This is a genomic window from Arcticibacterium sp. SM2516, from assembly GCF_057914865.1.
This window is the reverse complement of record NZ_CP195290.1, coordinates 4,379,115-4,398,966: the sequence shown is the minus strand read 5'-3', so window position 1 is coordinate 4,398,966 and position 19,852 is coordinate 4,379,115. Positions and strand designations below refer to the sequence as shown.

General features: G+C 36.7%; 13 protein-coding genes. 11 read left to right on the top strand and 2 right to left on the bottom strand.

The genetic code is table 11. The annotated features are described in order from the left end of the window. The first annotated feature begins 66 nt into the window (after positions 1–66). From ACSBFT_RS18145 to ACSBFT_RS18135, 3 genes are read left to right on the top strand one after another with little or no spacing between them, the layout of a single operon-like run. Positions 67–1,248: an anhydro-N-acetylmuramic acid kinase gene (locus ACSBFT_RS18145; protein WP_489601907.1), complete on the top strand. Its 1,182-nt coding sequence runs from the start codon at positions 67–69 to the stop codon at positions 1,246–1,248. Between the two features lie 50 nt (positions 1,249–1,298). Further along, positions 1,299–2,855 (top strand): DUF1800 family protein, encoded by a 1,557-nt coding sequence (locus ACSBFT_RS18140; RefSeq protein ID WP_489601905.1) that lies wholly within the window; start codon positions 1,299–1,301, stop codon positions 2,853–2,855. A gap of 1 nt (position 2,856) precedes the next feature. Beyond that, positions 2,857–4,494 (top strand): DUF1501 domain-containing protein, encoded by a 1,638-nt coding sequence (locus tag ACSBFT_RS18135; protein WP_463045115.1) that lies wholly within the window; start codon positions 2,857–2,859, stop codon positions 4,492–4,494. A 3-nt stretch (positions 4,495–4,497) separates the two neighbouring features. Here the strand turns inward: ACSBFT_RS18135 and msrA are convergent, their stop codons facing one another. Further along, complete coding sequence (gene msrA, locus ACSBFT_RS18130) at positions 4,498–5,046, bottom strand: peptide-methionine (S)-S-oxide reductase MsrA (protein ID WP_489601903.1); 549 nt, start codon at positions 5,044–5,046, stop codon at positions 4,498–4,500. Between the two features lie 247 nt (positions 5,047–5,293). Between msrA and ACSBFT_RS18125 the strand changes: the two genes are divergently transcribed. From ACSBFT_RS18125 to gldJ, 3 genes are all read left to right on the top strand, one after another. Next, complete coding sequence (locus tag ACSBFT_RS18125; RefSeq protein WP_463045117.1) at positions 5,294–6,181, top strand: PPK2 family polyphosphate kinase; 888 nt, start codon at positions 5,294–5,296, stop codon at positions 6,179–6,181. An 83-nt stretch (positions 6,182–6,264) separates the two neighbouring features. Continuing rightward, the gene (mfd, locus tag ACSBFT_RS18120; RefSeq protein ID WP_489601900.1) at positions 6,265–9,627 is read left to right on the top strand and encodes a transcription-repair coupling factor; all 3,363 of its coding nucleotides are present in this window, start codon (positions 6,265–6,267) and stop codon (positions 9,625–9,627) included. 60 nt (positions 9,628–9,687) lie between these two features. Beyond that, on the top strand, positions 9,688–10,944 hold the full coding sequence (gene gldJ, locus ACSBFT_RS18115) for a gliding motility lipoprotein GldJ (RefSeq protein ID WP_463045119.1): 1,257 nt from the start codon (positions 9,688–9,690) through the stop codon (positions 10,942–10,944). 61 nt (positions 10,945–11,005) lie between these two features. Here the strand turns inward: gldJ and ACSBFT_RS18110 are convergent, their stop codons facing one another. Continuing rightward, positions 11,006–11,692, bottom strand: coding sequence for a ComF family protein (locus ACSBFT_RS18110; RefSeq protein WP_489601898.1), 687 nt, complete (start codon positions 11,690–11,692; stop codon positions 11,006–11,008). Positions 11,693–11,703: 11 nt separating this feature from the next. Between ACSBFT_RS18110 and ACSBFT_RS18105 the strand changes: the two genes are divergently transcribed. The 5 genes from ACSBFT_RS18105 to ACSBFT_RS18085 all read left to right on the top strand — a co-directional run bounded on the left by ACSBFT_RS18105 (position 11,704) and on the right by ACSBFT_RS18085 (position 19,733). After that, on the top strand, positions 11,704–12,069 hold the full coding sequence (locus ACSBFT_RS18105) for a hypothetical protein (RefSeq protein WP_463045121.1): 366 nt from the start codon (positions 11,704–11,706) through the stop codon (positions 12,067–12,069). Between the two features lie 9 nt (positions 12,070–12,078). After that, positions 12,079–12,843, top strand: coding sequence for an exodeoxyribonuclease III (locus ACSBFT_RS18100; RefSeq protein WP_489601897.1), 765 nt, complete (start codon positions 12,079–12,081; stop codon positions 12,841–12,843). Positions 12,844–12,853: 10 nt separating this feature from the next. Then, positions 12,854–16,153, top strand: a complete 3,300-nt coding sequence (locus ACSBFT_RS18095) for a DUF4175 family protein (RefSeq protein ID WP_489601895.1) — start codon at positions 12,854–12,856, stop codon at positions 16,151–16,153. A gap of 125 nt (positions 16,154–16,278) precedes the next feature. After that, entirely contained in the window at positions 16,279–18,141 is a 1,863-nt protein-coding gene (gene mnmG / locus ACSBFT_RS18090) for a tRNA uridine-5-carboxymethylaminomethyl(34) synthesis enzyme MnmG (RefSeq protein WP_489601893.1), read from the top strand. 2 nt (positions 18,142–18,143) lie between these two features. Next, positions 18,144–19,733: an Ig-like domain-containing domain gene (locus ACSBFT_RS18085; protein ID WP_489601891.1), complete on the top strand. Its 1,590-nt coding sequence runs from the start codon at positions 18,144–18,146 to the stop codon at positions 19,731–19,733. Positions 19,734–19,852: the final 119 nt, after the last annotated feature.

Here is a 19,852-nt window from a genome sequence, read left to right as displayed (position 1 = left end):
CTAAATTTCTGACATTTTTTAACTCCTGAAAAGCATATAGTCTAAACGGTTAAGTAAGTTTACAATATGAATTCAGAAATTGAAAAGTTATATCAGATAAGTAAAAAACCGGAACGGTTGATCATTGGTCTCATGTCTGGCACATCCATGGATGGTCTAGATGTGGCATTATGTAGGTTTCATGGCTCAGGAGAGCATACTATGGTTGAAGTATTGGAATTCGAAACCGTTCCTTTTGAAGAGTCCGTAAAAACGGAGATCCGTAAAGTTTTTGCGAAAGAAACCATTGACTTCCAATTGCTTTGTATGCTTAATCCTTGGATTGGAAACCTACATGGAGAACTGGTCAATCAATGTCTGGCGAAATGGTCCATTTCTAAGGATGACATAGACCTCATTGCCAGCCATGGTCAAACCGTCATGCACCAACCCAAAAGGCTTCATAAAAACGAGAAATATCCAAATAGCACGCTTCAGATAGGAGATGGAGACCATTTAGCTGTAAAAACGGGTATTTTAACCATTTCAGATTTCCGACAAAAACATTGTGCTGTGGGCGGAGAGGGTGCTCCTTTAGCACTCTACGGCGACTATCTTTTATTCAGCTCTTTAGTTGAAAACCGCATACTGATAAACATCGGAGGCATAGCTAATTTTACCTTTCTTCCTTCAGATGGAAATTTTGAAAAAGTCTTTGCCACAGATTCCGGACCAGGAAATACCATTATTGATGCTTATGTTCAGAAATACTTTAATATTCCTTTTGACGCAAACGCAGAACTGGCCCTACAGGGAACTGTTAATTTAGAGCTATTAGAAAAACTAAAAAGCCATATTTATTTTAAAGAAAGTATTCCTAAAACCACTGGTCCAGAGCTATTCAATCTATCATATCTGTCGGCATTGGAAAGTAAGGCGAGTCATTTAGACATACTCACAACGCTCTGTCATTTTACGGCAGAAACCCTCTGCGAATGCATTATTAATAATACAGATATCAGCGAAAAAACTGGCATTTATCTAAGCGGTGGTGGTATGCATAACCCGCTAATTGTAGACCTCATAAAACAACGCCTTCCTTCGCTCGTTATTAAAAACATGGATGAATTAGGAATGTCAGGGGACGCCAAAGAAGCTGTTCTTTTTGCTGCATTGGCCAATGAAACCATTGCGAGTAGGTCTGGCTTTAAAAAACCAAATAAAAGTCCAGACTCCTTTTTTATGGGCAAAATCTCACTTTCAAAATAAAATCCTCCATGCAAATATGTACCTTAGTACTTTAATTTCAGTAAAAATTAATGGCAAGCGTAAGTAGTAGACGAGCTTTTTTTGAAAACCTTCTCAATGGTTCTAACGCCCTCGCCGTTACGAGTCTTGACGAACATACTCAGCCTTTGGATATTGCAGATGTGTATCATTTGCTAAGACGTTGTTGTTTTTCTGTGGACGAAACTTTCGCCAATTCCCTTGTTGGGAAAAAAGCATCTGAGGCCGTGCAGCTATTGTTAAATAATGCTCCTGGTTTACAAAAGACCACACCCGCATTTGATATAAAGCAAGGATTCAAAAATCCTAACCTACTCGGGGTAGGAAGCACGGCATATCAAAACCAAAGAAATGACAACCTGAATGCTCATTTTGCCCAGAACGCTATTTTGAAAGATTGGTGGGTGGACTTAATGAAAAAAGACACCAAAAGTCTTTCTGAAAAAATGACTTTCTTTTGGCATAGCCATTTTACGACGGAATTTGTAGGAAATGAGCCTATTGCTGCTCAATGGATCTACATACAAAATGAACTTTTCAGAACATTATTCTTACCAAAGTTTAAGGAATTTCTTGAAAAAATAACGGTAGATGGAGCCATGTTACTTTACCTTAATGGTAATGAAAATGTAAGAGAAGCACCCAACGAAAACTACGCAAGAGAACTTTTTGAATTGTTCTCAATAGGCATAGACGATGGAAATTATTCCGAAGATGACATCAGACAAGCCGCCAAAGTATTAACCGGATGGAAGGCAAGCCACTTTATAGAAGATCAGAACTTATATAAGCCTTATTTCAATATTGGAAATTACAGCATCGAAGAAAAAGAAGTTTTTGGCGTGAAATTCACTGTAAATTATGAAGTCACAAAAGATAATGCCTACGTTCACTCCATCCAGAAATTAGCATCTACTATTCTTGAACAAAAGGGAAAGGCTGTATCTACTTTTATGGCCATTAAGTTTTATAGATATTTTGTTTATAGTAAGCCTATTAATAAATCAAACGCCCTTATAGATGAACTAGCCCTAACTTTTAAAAACTCGGGTTATGATTTTAAAGTTATGCTTGTCAAGCTTTTGACGAGTAAGCATTTCTTTGACAAAAATAATAGGGGAGTGCAGATTAAATCCCATTTAGAAAACCTGATTTCTTTCTCTCGTCATTTTGAAATCCCTACGCCTTTAATGAACACTTGGTTGAAAGAATTTGGGCTAGAGCCACTTAACCCTCCCAATGTAAGCGGATGGAAAGGATATAGAAACTGGATTACCACAAAAACACTTCCAGCCTATATTTATGAATATGGGAAAATTGTAACGAACCTTTCCAACCTGGAAGTGGGCAATTGGGCTGCTAAAAATGGTGGTTTTGCCGATTCTCGTAAATTAGTAGAAGAAATTGCATTCAAACTACTTGCGAAACTACCTAATCCAGATAGAATAGAGAAATTAGAAAAAACACTTTTAGGAGGTGCTCCCTACTATGAATGGCCGCAAATAGCTCAAAATAAAGAGAATGCGGGCTTAAGAGTTAAGGCTCTATTAAAAGATATTTTTAAAATGCCAGACTTTTATTTGACTTAATATGGACAGAAGAAAATTCATAAAAAACACTTCTGCTGGTCTGGGAGCAGTGGGCAGCCTGAAAGTAGGTGAAATAAACCTGTCTGCTTTCAATTCATTGTACCAAGTAGGCGAGGAAAACGACAATATTTTAGTCGTTGTGCAGCTTTTTGGTGGCAATGACGCTATAAACACCATCGTCCCTTTTGAATGGCCGGATTATTACAACAGGTTTAGACCTAGAATAAGTATTCCTAACAAAGTATGTATACCTTTTGCCGACCCTAAAGATGGTTCTGCCATGCACCCAGCTTTAGCAAGTGGAGTGAAAGGAGGAATGCACGGACTCTTTAAGGCCGGAAAACTATCCGTCATTCAAGGCGTAGGATATAGCAAACCCAATCTTTCGCATTTCAGATCGACAGATATATGGTTTTCTGGAATAGTGCCTCAATCTGAAGGTCAAGTGCTTTCTACTGGATGGCTAGGAAGATATTTTGACCAATATAAAAATAAAGAACTTCCGGAAAGCCCATACTGCATTCACGTGGGAGACAGCCCACTTTTAATGTTTCAAGGCTCCGAAGAAGAAAATGCCATTCTTTTAGAAGACCCTGAGGAGCTCTTTGAAAGAGGAAAGTCTGTAGAAACAGATATTATAGACGTCAAGGAACAAAACATTTTCTCTGAAGAATTTGACTATATCAATGACGTCGGCGTAAAAATTAATCATTTCTCAAAATCGGTTAAAGCGGCTTTTGACAAAGGAAAAAACACTGAAACTTATCAAAGCGATGAGCTTTCCAACCAAATGAAATTGGTGGCGAGACTGATAGATGGTGGTTTAAAAACTAAAGTTTATTCAGTAAGCTTAAATGGTTTTGACACACACTCTGGACAAGGGGGCTTAGAAGGTGTTCATAGCAGTTTGCTAAACAAAATGAGTGTCGCTATATCTTCTTTTCAGTCTGATCTAGAGTCTTTAGGACATTCTGGAAAAGTAGTGGGTCTAACGGTATCAGAATTTGGAAGAAGACCCTATGAAAATGGTAGCCAAGGAACAGACCACGGTACTTCTAGTGTCATGTTTGCCTTTGGAGATGGCGTGAAAGGGCAAACTTTTGGTGGAAATGTGGCATTTTTACCTTTTTACGACCACGAAAACCTCGCTTACCGTTACGATTTTCAAAGTATTTACCAAGAAGTGCTTAGAACCTGGTTTGGTGCCTCTTCCTTTTTTACAGAGGAAGTTATGGGTGGTAAATTTGCCTTAATTGATAAAATCGGCTTTTTAAAGGATACGAAACTGGATGCAAGTTTACCATCTCAGCCCGTTATACCAGAAATAAATGTGGATCCGCGTTCGCCACAAAACCCTTATAGTCCTTATAATGTCACAGAACAAGACGTTTTCAAGGTTTTTCCTAATCCTACCCCAGATGGAAAAATTGCTTTAAGCATGGTGCTATATGTGGGTTCTAAAATTGAAATTTCTCAATTTGATCTCAACGGAAGACCTTTTGGTATTCTCTTAAAAAGTAAAGAGTATAGACAGGGGAACTACATCGTTAATCTAGAGCTAAAAGGAGGGCATGGCTTTTATTTATTGCACATTAGTGCCAATAATAGAAACCATTACCTCAAAGTAATTAGGTTGTAAGTCCTATTTTAGACTGTTTGCAAACGCTTTTTTAAATTTTTCTACCTTTGGTTTCACCACCATGGCACAGTAAGGGTTGTGCCCATTTTCATTGAAATAATTCTGGTGATAATCCTCCGCTGGATAGAATACAGTTACCGCTTCAAGTGTCGTTTCAATCGGAGCATCGAAAGCTCCTTCGGCCTTAAGCTTTGAAATAACACTTTCAGCAATCAATTTTTGCTCCATGTCATGGAAAAAAACCGCCGAGCGATATTGCGTTCCCACATCATTTCCTTGTCTGTTAAGCGTGGTTGGATTATGAGTTTTAAAAAAAACTTCTAACAGACCCTCAAAGGATATAATAGACTTATCATAAGTTATTTGAAGCACTTCTGCATGACCAGTTTCTCCTGTACACACCTGTTTATAAGTAGGATTATCCACATGTCCGCCCATATAACCAGAGACCGCCGTCTCTACCCCGTTTAATTCTTGAAAGACCGCTTCAACGCACCAGAAACACCCTGCTGCCAAAGTAGCCAGCCCTATATTTTTATTCTTAGATTCCATATCGATTTTGTAGATTGCTTATGTAATGAAAACATAAGATTAGGTAAATTTAGTTCTAGAAAACACATCTAGGGTTTCTATTATACCCGGTTTATGCATTGGAGAATTGTAATGAGTAGCTAAAGTATAATAAATCAGACATTTAAGAACTGATTTGAAGCAATTTAGTTACGGTCCCTATAGCTATCGGGAGATTTTCTAATGCATAAAGCGGGTTAAAAAGATTAAAACTTCAATTAAAGCATATATGTCAAAAATAAAGGGAGAGCATTACGCCATTAATGGCCATAAGTCATTCAAAATAAAAGAAGTAAAAACCAAAGAAAAGGACTTTTACGATGACAAATCTGACTACAACAAACAACTTGAGGAATTGCAATGTGAGATTGACGCTCTTCAAAACGTGATGTATGCCCATGACAAATACGGTATGTTGGTCATTTTTCAGGCTATGGACGCTGCAGGCAAAGACGGCACCATAAAAAGTGTTTTTGCCAATGTCCATCCTATGGGTACAGGCTTTTACTCTTTTAAAAGGCCTAGTTCAAAAGAATTAGATCATGATTTTATGTGGCGATGTTTCAAAGAACTACCGGAGAGAGGAAAAATCAAGGTGTTTAATCGCTCTTATTATGAAGAGGTTTTAGTGGTGAAAGTGCATCCCGAAATACTGACAGACTACCAGAAAATACCTGGGGAGATTTCCAGTAAAAAAGATGTCTGGGAAAAACGATATAAAGACATCAAAAACTTTGAAGAATACTTGACCAATAATGGTATAGTAGTGGTAAAGTTCTTCCTTAATGTTTCGAAAAAAGAACAAGGTGAAAGATTAATTGCGAGGATAAATGAGCAGGACAAAAACTGGAAGTTTGAAGAAGGAGATATCAAAGAACGTGGCTATTGGAATGACTACCAACAAGCCTTCGAAGATCTAATAAACAAAACAGCTACAGAAAATAGCCCTTGGCACGTGGTTCCTGCTGACGATAAAAAGAATATGAGGCTCATCGTGGCTACGGTCATACAAGAAAAACTTAAAACTTTGGATATGAAATACCCTGAATCTAGTGAGGAGAGACAAACCGAACTATTATCGTTTATAGATGTTATCAATAAGCAAAATGAGGAGTAAAGGATTTTGTGCTTAAATTTGTGTCGAAAAAGTGAGGCCGTGGCTTCGGATCTTACTTTTCAAATTGATTATAAAAGACTTACGTGGTAACAGCAGAATTCCTAAAAATATTTCAAGAAGACGGTTTTGTTCAAAATATTCATGAACAACTCAAAGGAAGCAAAAGAAGCCAAATTGAGGGACTACACGGTAGTCTGGATGCTGTTTTAGCCTCCAGTTTTTATAATATAAAACCCTATTCTGGACTTTTTATTCTTCCTGAAAAGGAGGAAGCTGCCTATTTTTATAATGACCTCAGAAATCTTCTTGAAGAAGATAATGTATTCTATTTTCCTGCTTCATACAAACGCCTTTTTGAATATCAGGAAGTAGAAAATGCCAATGTACTTCTAAGGGCCGAGCTTATTACCAAGTTAAATCAAGGTATTGAGAATCCTTTAATAGTGACCTATTCCGAGGCCCTGACAGAAAAGGTTATCAACAAAAAAAGCTTAGTTGCCAACACCTTAAAACTTAGATCTGGCGAAACGCTAGACCTGACTTTTATAACGGAACTTTTGGTTTCATATGACTTTGAAAAGACGGATTTCGTCTATGAGCCCGGTCAGTTTTCTATTAGAGGAGGAATTGTTGATATCTTTTCATTTGCTTCGGATAAACCCGTAAGGTTAGAATTATGGGGTGATGAAATAGACACAATGAGATTTTTTGACCCCGAAACGCAGCTTTCCATTAAGGTGTTGGAAGAGGTCACTATCATTCCTGATGTGGAACATAAGTTGAAAACTGAAGATAGAGAATCCTTTTTTGAGTTTCTTTCCGACGATACCCAAATCTGGATTAGAGATATAAACTTCAGTCTAGAAAGAGCCAAGGAAAACTTTGAAAGAGCAGTCCAATCTGTTGATTCTATTGTGGCTAAAAGTGGTGACATTCAAGTTGTTTTTAACCCAGAAGTGTCTCTTTTAGATGACAAATCTCTCATAAACGAGATTGAAAAATTCACCATTATTGAGATTGGTAGACAATACTTCTATAATAAATCATTACGATTAAACTATCCTTCTAAATCTCAACCCTCTTTTAACAAAGAGTTCAATCTACTTATTCAGGATTTATCTGAAAGGCAGCTATCAGGATTTACCACACTGATCTGCTCCGACCAGAGTAAACAGCTAGAAAGGTTAAGAAGGATTTTTGAAGAGTTAGACCCCGAGAATAAATTTCTGCCTGGAAACTTTTCGCTTAGAGAGGGTTTTGTAGACCAGCAAACTAAAATGGTTTGTTACACAGACCATCAAATCTTTGAAAGATACCATAGGTTCAATATCAAAGAGAAATTCTCCAAATCTAAAGCCCTTACCATTAAAGAGCTGAAATCACTAAAACCTGGAGATTTTGTCACTCATATCGATTACGGCATTGGTAGGTTTGCGGGTATGGAGTTTATCGATGTGAAGGGTAGGAGGCAGGAAGCCATCAGGTTAATATACAAAGATAATGATTTGCTTTTTGTCAATATTCACTCTCTTCATAAAATAGCCAAATATTCAGGAAAGGAAGGCATTCCTCCTCCTATGAGTAAACTAGGGACTGGCGATTGGGAAACGAAAAAATCTAAAGTTAAAAAGCAGGTTAAGGATATTGCCAAAGAGCTCATTGCCCTATATGCCAAACGAAGATCGGCACCAGGTTTTGCTTTCAGTGCAGATACGTATATGCAGATAGAACTGGAGTCTTCCTTTTTATATGACGATACACCAGATCAAGCTAAAGCCACTGCGGATGTAAAGGAAGACATGGAAAAACCGAACCCCATGGACAGGCTAGTCTGTGGCGATGTAGGTTTTGGTAAAACTGAAGTCGCGATTAGAGCAGCATTTAAGGCCGTTACAGATGGGAAACAAGCCGCTATTTTAGTTCCTACCACGATATTGGCCATGCAGCACGCCAAAACTTTCAGAGAAAGGCTAGAAAAAATGCCCGTAACCGTAGATTTTATCAACCGTTTTAAATCGGCTACGGCTTCCACTAAAACGTTGAAAGAACTTAAAGAGGGTAAGATTGATATTATTATTGGGACACATAGACTGCTGAATAAGAAAATTGAATTCAAGGATTTAGGGCTTTTGGTGATTGATGAAGAGCAGAAGTTTGGCGTGAAAGCAAAAGACAGAATTAAAGAAATAAAGCATAATGTAGATGTACTCACACTTACGGCTACTCCTATTCCTCGAACGCTTCATTTCTCATTAATGGGGGCTAGAGACTTATCGATTATTGCTACGCCACCACCTAATAGACAGCCTGTTACCACAGAAGTAAAAGTTTTTCAAGAAGAGGTTTTAAGAGATGCTCTTTCTCACGAGCTAAGAAGAGGTGGTCAAGCGTTTTTTGTTCATAATCGTATTAAAGATATTGATTCCATTGCTAATATCATCATGAGACTTGTTCCTGATGCCAAAATAGGCGTGGCTCATGGGCAAATGGAAGGTGACAAGTTGGAAAAAATAATGATGTCCTTTATTGAGGGAGACATTGATATTTTAATTTCTACAAATATCATAGAATCCGGATTGGATATTCCCAATGCCAACACCATCATTATTAATCATGCCCACATGTTTGGAATGTCTGATTTACATCAAATGAGAGGTAGGGTAGGGCGTTCTAATAAAAAAGCATTCTGTTATCTGTTAACACCACCGCTTTCAGGTCTTACCAGAGAATCCAGAAAAAGGCTTCAGACACTGGAAGAATTCTCCGATTTAGGAGATGGATTCAAAGTGGCTATGAGAGATTTGGATATTAGAGGTGCCGGAAACCTGTTGGGTGCCGAGCAAAGTGGTTTTGTAAATGACCTGGGTTATGAGCTTTACCATAAAATTTTGGATGATGCAGTTTCAGAATTAAAAGAGAATGAATTCAAGTCTCTTTTTGAAAAAGAATTGTCAGAAAAAGTGTTCAAAGTTGAAGACTGTCAGATTGAAACTGACCAACAAATCTTAATTCCAGATAGTTACATTACTAATATTTCGGAGAGATTATCCGTTTATAATTCAATAGATGGACTTAAAACGCAGGAAGAATTAGATAATTTCAGAGATTCAGTGATTGACCGATTTGGAAAACTTCCTACAGAGGTTGAAGATTTGTTTGAAATTGTAAAGATTCGCTGGAAAGCGGAAGAGCTCGGTTTTGAAAAACTAACATGGAAAAATAATATCCTGAAAGGCTATTTCGTTTCCTCAAAGCATGTTGAATATTATCAAGCAGATAAATTTGGCAGAATTCTTGATTATGTTAAAGTGCATCCTAAACGATGTACTTTAAAACAGATTAAAGAAAAATTGGTTTTAAGCGTTCAAAATGCTGATTCCATACTTAAAATCGAAAACTTCTTGGATTCCGTTTTAGAACATATTAATAATAGAAAATTACCTTAGGGTCAAACTTTAATTACATTTGCGATTGCTTTCGCACGAAATAAATAAATAATAAAACTCATGAAGAGACTATTTTTAGGTGCTTCACTCTTAGCTACTTCGCTTTTTCTTTTCACTGGCTGCAAAGATAACAAAAGGAGCAGTTTAAACCCTGGTAAAACCAATGGTGCCACTGGGATAGCCTATGGGGATAAAAAAACTGATGGTTATAAGGCTGCCAGTTTTCAAGGACAACCTGCTGGTCCTAATTTGGTTTTCATTGAAGGAGGTAGATTCACAATGGGTACCGTAGAAGAGGATATTACTTTTACAAGAGATAACTTGGAGAGAACAGTAACGGTAGCATCATTTTACATGGATGAAACCGAAGTCTCAAATATTGACTGGTTATTCTACCTATACAGCATTCAACAAGATTCTACGCAAGAGTTTGTGCAATCTGCATTGCCAGATACTACCGTTTGGGCTAATTCAATGTCTTTCAACGATCAATACGTAGACCATTATTTAAGATATCCTGGATTTAGAATGTACCCCGTAGTTGGTGTTTCTTGGATTCAGGCTACTGATTTTGCTGCATGGAGATCTAGAGCAGTAAATTCGGCTCTGGAAGGAGATGCTTCTGGCTCTAAAAAGAAACTTTTTTCTTTCGGAAAAAAGAAAAAAGGTGCAGAAGGCTTAGCGGAATCTGCTCCTGTAGCATCTGAAAGCGGTAGAGTGGCTATTGAAACCGGTAGAGTATTACCAAATTATAGGCTCCCTACGGAAGCCGAGTGGGAATATGCTGCAAAAGCGATGATTGGAACACAGTATAACGACGAGAATCAATCGAATCAAAGAATTTATCCTTGGGATGGTTCTTCTTTAAGAGAAGACAGCGGAAGACATAAAGGAAGCATGATGGCTAACTTTAAGCGTGGTCGTGGTGACTATGCAGGTATAGCAGGTCGTCAGAATGACGAAAACATTATTACTGCAGAGGTTTATTCATTTGCTCCTAATGATTTCGGTCTTTATAACATGGCTGGAAACGTAAACGAATGGGTTTATGACCTTTATCGTCCTGGGTCTTACCAAGACTTTAACGATTTAAATCCTATTAGAAGAAACGATTTTCAAGATGAAGCCAAAATGTATGACAGTAAGAACTATAACTCACTGATTGACAACAATCAAAGGGTTTACAAAGGTGGTTCTTGGGCAGATGTAGCATACTGGTTATCTCCTGGAACTAGAAGATATATTGATCAAGATTCTTCTACAGCCACTATTGGTTTCAGATGTGCGATGATTTCTGTAGGAGCTCCTGCGAGATAGAAAATGTAATTTGTCCTATAAATTTTTAGTAAAAAACCCTGGTAGAAATACTAGGGTTTTTTTATAGGGCTGCAGCAATGGTCAGAATAGATAATTCTTTGCAGCCAGAATTTAATACCTCTTTTCCTGCTATTTCTAAGGTCGCACCAGTGGTTAAAACATCATCTACCAAAGCCACTCTCTTTCCTGCAATATTTTCTGGCTTTAAGACCTTGAAAACACCTACTATATTTTCAAACCTCTTATATCTTGATTTATTGGTTTGCGTTTCCGTGTATTTAATACGGGTTATCGTTTCCGAATCAAAAGGCACGTTTAAAATTTCTGCTATTCCTTTTCCTATGTAATCTGCCTGGTTATAACCTCTTCTTTTAAGCTTTATAGGATGCAGCGGAACGGCCAAAATCAGGTCTATTTGTTTGTCGAATCCTATGGAAAGCAACTGGTTACCATACCATTTACCCATAAAATGGGCTAATTCAGGTTTGTTCTTATACTTTAAGTTATGTAGAACATTTTGAACAAGACCGTTTTTGGTAAATTGTAAAAATGAATAAGTATTTTTGATGTTAAGCTTACCCCAGAACTTCTTATCTAGCTTTTTTTGTTCAGACTCTTGAAGGCTGATTTTAGGAAGATCTAAGTGGCATTTGATACATATATGCGTTTCGTAAGCCTCTAAGGTTTTTAGACATGCCGAACAAAGTCTAGGAAAAATAAGATCTTTTGCAAATTGTAAGGGATTCATTGATTGAAATTATGATAAAAAATACTGATAACCAAAGTATTGAGGAGCAGTGGAAGCAAATTTTAGCTTTTTTTAAACAGAGTATTGGGAAAAAACCGTCCGATTTAAAAGGTGTTCTTTTCCTAATTGGCATACAAGAATTGGGGAAAGGACCTGAACACTTTACGAAAGAACAAAAACAAGATCTTATTCATATTGCCACTTGCAAAGTTTTAAGCAAAGGCGGCTTTTATTCCCTCATAGGCGTAGATGAAGAGGGATGGCCCCATTGGGAGCTGGTTAAGAAACTGCCTCCTTTTGACTTGTTTTCGCAAGAAAACCTTCTTAAGCATTATGTTATCGAATATTTCAAGGACGAGATTGGTCTTCACATATAAACAAGCTTCATGAAAATTTTCACTTTTAATGTAAACGGAATTCGAGCGGCCATTAAAAAAGGTCTATTGGAATGGTTGGAAACGGTTCAACCTGACATTCTTTGTTTACAAGAAATTAAGCTCTCCGAAACGGAGTTAGTTGAAGCATCTTTTATTGAATTAGGTTTTAACTGCTACTGGTATCCTGCCCAAAAAAGAGGTTACAGTGGTGTAGCCATTTTAACCAAAATAGTGCCCGAAAGTGTCACGTACGGTATAGGCGTGGAACAGTTTGACAGTGAGGGACGAGTTTTAACTGCCCGTTTTAAGGATTTTAGCCTAGTATGTGCCTATTTCCCTTCTGGCACTACTGGGGGCTTAAGACAAGACCTTAAAATGATATTCCTTAACGACATTCATGTCTATTTAAATGAACTAAGGAGTAAAACAGAAAAGATTGTTCTCTGTGGAGATGTAAATATCTGTCATAATGAGATTGACATTCATAATCCGAAAGGAAATAAAAATAGCTCTGGGTTTCTTCCAGAAGAAAGGGCATGGGTAGGGGAGTTCTTAGAAGCTGGATATATTGACACATTCAGGCTTTTCAACAAGGATCCACATCATTACACTTGGTGGAGTTATAGAGCAGGGTCACGTGGTAAAAATTTAGGTTGGCGAATTGATTATCTTTTCGTAACTGCCGAAATGCAACCATTTCTATTGAATGCTCAAATTCATCCGGAGATCAATATGTCGGACCACTGTCCTGTTTCGTTAGATTTACAGTTATAAACACTTAGTCATGAGCAATTCTTTAGCAACACTGAACCAAAAAATAGAGGAATATAAAGATAAGTTCTACAAAAATCAATTACTCCGTGGAGCATTGATTTGCATAGGACTACTGGTATCTCTGTATATTTTTGTCAATTTCATTGAATATTTCGGCAGGTTTGGAAGTGTTTTTAGAGGCATTTTACTTTTTACCTTTGTTACAGTGGCTTTATACACCATTGTTTTCTTATTGGTAATACCGCTTCTTCATTTTCTTAAAATAAGAAAACGCGTTAGTCATAATGATGCCGCATCCGAAATTGGCAAATTCTTTCCTGAAATAGGGGATAAGCTTCTCAATACTTTACAACTCTCAAATGGAAATGCCTCCAGTGATGCCCTTCTTCTAGCCAGTATAGAACAGAAAAGTAAGTCCTTGAAAGTTTTTCAATTTAGTGATGCCATAAACCTTAAAGAGAATAAAAAGTACCTAAAATACAGTCTTCCACCTCTTGTTATATTACTTTTCATTTCTGCTATTTCTCCTAAATTCTTCAGTAGTAGTGAGCGAATCATCAAGTTTAGAAAGGAATTCGTAGAAGAAGCCCCATTTCAGTTTGAACTCATCAATAAAGACCTTAACGCCTTTAGAAATGAAGATTTTGAACTGCAGCTTCAATTACAAGGAGACGCTATTCCGGAAGAAGTTTTTTTAGTTTATAATGATAGGAGATTCAAAATGACTCCAGCATCAGATAATTCTTTCACCTATACCTTCAATAAATTACAACAAGATGTAAATTTTAATTTTCTAGCCTCTGGATTTCAATCTGAGCATCATGAAATAAGTCTTTTAAATAGGCCAGAACTACTTTCTTTTGACATAGTGGCCGAATACCCGAGTTATACAGGGAAAAGGCCTGAGCGACTAGAAAACGTAGGAAATTTGATTGTTCCTGAGGGAACTAACATACGATGGTTATTCAATACACAATACGCAGATTCTCTTTCCGTCGTGTTCAGTCCTAATCAAAATTCTCAAGTTGAAATAATTGTTCCAACAACTAAAAATCATACTAATGAGTTTACGCTAACAAAAAGAATGCGTGAATCCACAGATTACCGCTTGGTGATTAAAAACAACCAAGCCTTGGATAATGAACATATCGTTTATTATTTAAACGTCATACCAGATTTATTTCCAAAAATTAAACTAGAGCAAATTCAAGATACCACGCTTTATAACTACATCGCTCTTGGAGGTCAGATTGCTGATGATTATGGACTATCAAAATTTAAACTGAAATATAAGAGAAAGGGGGAGGAGCCTTTCAAAGAAAAAGATATAGCCTTTAATAAAGACCAATTATCTCAATCCTTCTTTTACCAATTTAATTTATCATCCCTTGGATTAAATAAAGATGACGAGATAGATTACTATCTAGAGGTATGGGATAATGACGGCGTGAATGGTGCAAAAAGCACAAAGACAAGTCTTATGACATTTAGCTTACCATCTTCAAAAGAGTACGACCAAGAAGTCGAGAAACAAATAGAAGAGACCGAAAACAAAATGGATGATCTCTTAAAGAAATCGAATGAGCTTAAAAAGAGCCTTGAGAAAATTGACCAAGATCTAAAAAGCAAAAAGAAACTTGATTTCAACGATAAAAAACGATTAGAAGAACTGGTGAAGAAAAGGGAAGAAATGCTCAAAGATTTAAAGGATCTTCAAAAGCAATTTGACCAGATGCAGGATAAACAAAACCGTTTTGAAAAACAGAATCCTCAGACCCAGGAAAAAATGGAGCAACTTCAAAAGCTCCTCAACGAACTCATGCAAGATGAGCAAAATAAACTCTTTAATGATTTAGAAGAGATGCTCAAAAAGAATGAAGATGATAAAATTCAAGATCAGATTCAAAAAATGAAAGAGCAAGACCGCAATCTTAACAAAGATATAGATAGGGCATTGAAACTATTTAAGAATATGCAGCTCAAACAGAAGGTGGAGCAGGTAACTAAGGAGCTTGAAAAACTGGCCGAAAAGCAAGAGAAACTGGCTGAGAAAACAGAAGAAAGTAAATCTCCTGCGGACAACAAAGAACTAAAAAAAGAGCAGGAAGAAATTACAAAGGAATTTGAAAATAAGAAAGAGAAACTGGATGATATTAAAAAGCTGAGCAAAGAGCTTCGCAAAGACATGGATACTCAAAAAGATAAACAGGAAGAAGTATCCAAAGAACAAGAAAAGGCCGAAGATCAACTCGATAAGCAAGATAAATCAAATGCTAGTAAGTCTCAGAAAAAGGCTGCTAAAGGAATGAAATCAATGGCGGCAAAAATGGCCTCTGAAATGCAATCGGCTGAAATGAAACAACTGGACATTGATCTGGAAGCCCTTCGTGCTATTCTTGAAAACTTGGTCAAACTTTCTTTTGATCAAGAACAGGTGATGAAAGATTTAAAAGGTTTATCTAAGTCAGACCCAAGGTTTATAGATTTATCTCAAGTCCAACTTAAATTAACCGACGACGCTAAAGTGATAGAAGATAGCCTATATGCCTTAGCCCAACGGGTCATGCAAATTGAAGCTTTGGTTACAAAAGAGGTTACGGCTATGAAAAACTACATGGACCAATCTATCCAACTTTTAAAAGATAGAGATTTACCAAAGGCGGCCGCTAAACAACAATTTTCCATGACCTCTATAAACAACTTAGCTCTTATGCTGAGTGATACTTTTAATCAGTTACAAGAGATGATGGCGATGTCTATGCCAGGTGGGGGCAAAGGTGGCAAAAAGGGGACAATGCCTATGCCAGGAATAGGTGAGCAGCAACAAAAACTCAATGAAAAAATGCAGGGCTTAGGACAAAGCGGAATGAGCGGTTCTCAGATGTCTAAGGAATTAGCGAAATTAGCCAATGAACAAGCCAAAATACGGAAACAGTTAGAGAAAATGCAGGAATCTTTAAATGGCACAGAGACCGGTAAAAAAATAGGTAACGAATTAAAAGAGCTTCAAAAACAAATGGATGATTCCGAAAATGAAATTATCAATAAAAGGATTAATCCAGAATTAATCAAGCGTCAGTTAAAAATGGAAACCAGATTGTTGGAAGTAGAAAAAGCAGTCAAAGAACAAGAAATGGATACCAAGAGAAAATCAAAATCTGCCATTGAAATAAATAGAGACTCTCCACCATCTCTGGAGAACTTTATGAAAGAGAAAGAAAAACAAGTGGAACTCATAAGAACCACACCCCCTAGTTTTACGCCGTTTTATAAACGTGAAACCGATAGTTATTTCAGGCGAATTAACTAATACGATGAAATCTTTAGGGTCAATAATTAGTTAGTAGTAGTAAATAATATTTATCAAAACCTTAATGTTTCACGTGGAACCATAACTCAGCAAATAGCGAATGTTTCACGTGGAACGCTTTTAATATGTTTCCAGAATACGATGTAATAGTAGTAGGGGCAGGACACGCAGGCTGTGAAGCCGCTCATGCCGCAGCTACCATGGGTTCTAAAGTTCTTTTAGTAACCATGAATCTTCAAACCATAGCCCAAATGTCTTGTAATCCTGCTATGGGAGGTGTAGCAAAAGGGCAAATTGTAAGAGAAATAGATGCTCTTGGTGGGATGTCAGGTATCATATCCGATGAAACCATGATACAATTCCGCATGTTAAATCGTTCTAAAGGACCTGCCATGTGGAGTCCGCGATGCCAAAGTGACCGACAAAAATTTGCTGAACTTTGGAGATACAAACTTGAACAAAATCACAATGTAGATTTCTGGCAAGAAATGGTTACTGGTTTACTAACTTCCGGAAATCAAGTTACTGGAATTAAAACTTCATTGGGTCTAGAAATAAAAGCAAAGGCCGTAGTACTCACTAACGGTACTTTCCTAAACGGTTTAATTCATATTGGAGAGAAACAATTTGGTGGCGGTAGGGCAGGAGAAAGAGCGTCAGTCGGTATCACCGAAGATCTTATTAAACTTGGTTTTGACTACGGAAGAATGAAAACCGGCACACCCCCAAGAGTAGACCAACGTTCTATAAACTTCCAGAAAATGGAAGAACAATTAGGTGATGAGATTCCAGATAAATTTTCCTTCTCCGACACTAAAATTATTACCGATCAGAAAAGCTGTTGGATTACTTGGACAAACCAAGAAGTACATGATGAACTAAAAAAAGGCTTTGATAAATCACCCATGTTTAATGGTAGAATTCAGGGCTTAGGCCCTAGATACTGTCCGTCTGTGGAAGATAAAATAAACAGGTTCGCAGATAAAGACAGTCATCAGATCTTCCTAGAACCAGAAGGAAGAGATACCGTAGAGATGTATGTTAATGGTTTCTCCACTTCCCTGCCAGAAGATATTCAATACTCCGCCTTAAAAAAGATCCCTGGCTTCGAAAATGTTAAAATGTTTAGACCTGGTTATGCCATAGAATACGATTATTTCCCACCAACACAACTTAATTCAACCCTAGAAACTCAATTAATACATAACCTATATTTCGCCGGGCAAATCAATGGAACCACCGGTTATGAAGAAGCAGCATCCCAAGGATTGATGGCTGGTATCAACGCACACCTTAAAGTTAAAGAACAGTCCCCTTTTGTACTAAAAAGAAATGAAGCCTACATCGGTGTATTAATTGACGACCTTATCAATAAAGGCACAGATGAACCCTATAGAATGTTTACATCTAGGGCAGAATTCAGAACATTACTCAGACAAGATAATGCCGATATAAGACTTACAAAAAAATCTCATGACATAGGATTAGCTTCAGATTTAAGATTAGATAATGTAAACATCAAGATAGATTCCTCCAATAATCTAATAAAACAACTAGGTCAAATAAAAATTGAACCCAAGAATGTTAACAAATATTTATCCTCCGTTAACTCCTCTCCATTAAGAGAGAAAACCGTTTTAACGAATCTTCTTAAAAGACCCGAACTAAACCTAGAAGATTTAAAAGTAATGTCTCCAGAATTAGAACTACTTATGGAAGAACTTACACCTGAAATTTCTCAACAAGCCGAAATAAATATAAAGTATGAGCGATATATAGAAAAGGAAGTATCAATGGCGGAAAAGATGAATAAACTTGAAAATCTCTCCATAAATCCAGACTTTGATTACGACTCTTTAACTTCTCTTTCATATGAAGCCAGGCATAAACTAAAGCAAGTTAAACCAGAAACCTTAGGACAAGCTTCTCGTATAAGTGGCGTTTCTCCTGCTGATATTTCTGTCCTTATGATATTCCTTGGAAGATAAAAATGAAAATATATCCAGTTATAATTTCTGCTCTACTAAGCAGCTGTGCCCAGTTTGTTCCACCCACCGGTGGACCCAAAGACGAAACACCGCCCTCATTAATCCAATCTTATCCTGAGAACAAAACCTTATCTTATAAAGGAAATACCATTGTTCTCGAATTTGATGAACTAATAGATGCCACAAGCATAAGACAAGAACTAGTGATTACGCCGACACCTAAAGGAATATACTCACTAAAAAAGAAACCGTATGGTATTGAGATTAAATTTGACGAGAGTTTTAAAGATAGTACCACTTATACTTTTAACTTCAGAAATGGTATAAAAGACTTGAATGAAAAAAATCCTGCAATTAATCTTAAACTTGTTTTCAGTACTGGCACAGAAATCGATTCTCTTGGCCTCAATGGTAAAGTAACAGATCTTTGGACTCATCTACCAGCAAAAGAAGTTCTCGTAGGTTTATATGCTTTAAATAGCAGCGACACTATTCCATTGATAAATCGAAAACCAGATTACTTTACCCAGACCGATACTTCGGGAAACTATCTCTTCGAGAATCTAAGATCATCCAATTACAGACTACTATCATTCACGGATAAAAATCTTAATCTGACCTATGACAGCAAAGCAGAAATGTTCGGCTTTCTTCCCGACACCATTAAATTGGATAGTATTATTAAAAATATAGATCTAAGCATTTATCCAAATAATAATAATCCTCCAAAAGTTAAAAGAAGCTTGTCAAGACAATTAAACTATTCCGTTACTTTTGACAAGCCCATTAAAGATATAAATGTTACATTTCCTAATAAAGACTCATTAACTTATCAAATTAGGGACGCCGAACTACTTTTTTTTAACCATCCATTTACTAGTGATACAACTTTAACTAAAATAATAGTTTCAGATTCCTCAGAAAACATTCTTGAAAAAGATATCAAAGTAGTATTTAATACTAATATCAAAACGGAACCGAAACCCGAACTTCTAAGTATTTCTTCCAAAATAATAAAGGCCAATGCTACAGTTAAAAAACCTGAAGAATATATTTTAAATTTTGAATATCCAATTATTGAACTTGATACAACCAAAATATCAATAACATCAGATACCACTAGTTTAGAAAAGTTCACAACATTATGGTTGGATAAATCACAGACTGAATTAGCAATACGCTTTCAAGCTTCTGCAAAAAGAGAATTAAAACTGTTAATACTTTCTGGTGCCCTAACAAACTATAAGCTAGACACCAACACCACTTATCAACTTATCAACAAACTTTATCAACAGGATTCCTATGGAAGTATGAAAGGTTCTTACCCTAATTTCACTGGGCAAAAGATTATTGAAATAATTCATCCAACAAGTTTCCAAAAAATTGAGAGTCAAATATTTAGGGATACATACCACTTTCCAGAGGTACTTCCAGGTACTTACAAAATCCGTATCATAGAAGATAGTAATAACAACGGACAATGGGATACAGGCTCCTTTGAAGAGAATAAATTACCTGAAAGAATAGTTATTTCTAAAGGGATAATAAAATTGAAAGCCAATTTTGAATTAAACGATATACAAATAGATTGATGTTGGTAAGTGTGTAGACAACCCAATTTAAACAGTTAATAACATGCTTAAACATTGGGGAAAAGTTTGAGCTAAATCAAAGAGCTTAAAAATTTAGTTGACTACTCACAGAAAAACAA

Coding starts and splice junctions, on each gene's coding strand:
- ACSBFT_RS18145 (WP_489601907.1), top strand. CDS start 67: ATGAATTCAGAAATTGAAAAGTTATATCAGATAAGTAAAAAACCGGAA.
- ACSBFT_RS18140 (WP_489601905.1), top strand. CDS start 1,299: ATGGCAAGCGTAAGTAGTAGACGAGCTTTTTTTGAAAACCTTCTCAAT.
- ACSBFT_RS18135 (WP_463045115.1), top strand. CDS start 2,857: ATGGACAGAAGAAAATTCATAAAAAACACTTCTGCTGGTCTGGGAGCA.
- msrA (WP_489601903.1), bottom strand. CDS start 5,046: ATGGAATCTAAGAATAAAAATATAGGGCTGGCTACTTTGGCAGCAGGG.
- ACSBFT_RS18125 (WP_463045117.1), top strand. CDS start 5,294: ATGTCAAAAATAAAGGGAGAGCATTACGCCATTAATGGCCATAAGTCA.
- gldJ (WP_463045119.1), top strand. CDS start 9,688: ATGAAGAGACTATTTTTAGGTGCTTCACTCTTAGCTACTTCGCTTTTT.
- ACSBFT_RS18110 (WP_489601898.1), bottom strand. CDS start 11,692: ATGAATCCCTTACAATTTGCAAAAGATCTTATTTTTCCTAGACTTTGT.
- ACSBFT_RS18105 (WP_463045121.1), top strand. CDS start 11,704: ATGATAAAAAATACTGATAACCAAAGTATTGAGGAGCAGTGGAAGCAA.
- ACSBFT_RS18100 (WP_489601897.1), top strand. CDS start 12,079: ATGAAAATTTTCACTTTTAATGTAAACGGAATTCGAGCGGCCATTAAA.
- ACSBFT_RS18095 (WP_489601895.1), top strand. CDS start 12,854: ATGAGCAATTCTTTAGCAACACTGAACCAAAAAATAGAGGAATATAAA.
- mnmG (WP_489601893.1), top strand. CDS start 16,279: ATGTTTCCAGAATACGATGTAATAGTAGTAGGGGCAGGACACGCAGGC.
- ACSBFT_RS18085 (WP_489601891.1), top strand. CDS start 18,144: ATGAAAATATATCCAGTTATAATTTCTGCTCTACTAAGCAGCTGTGCC.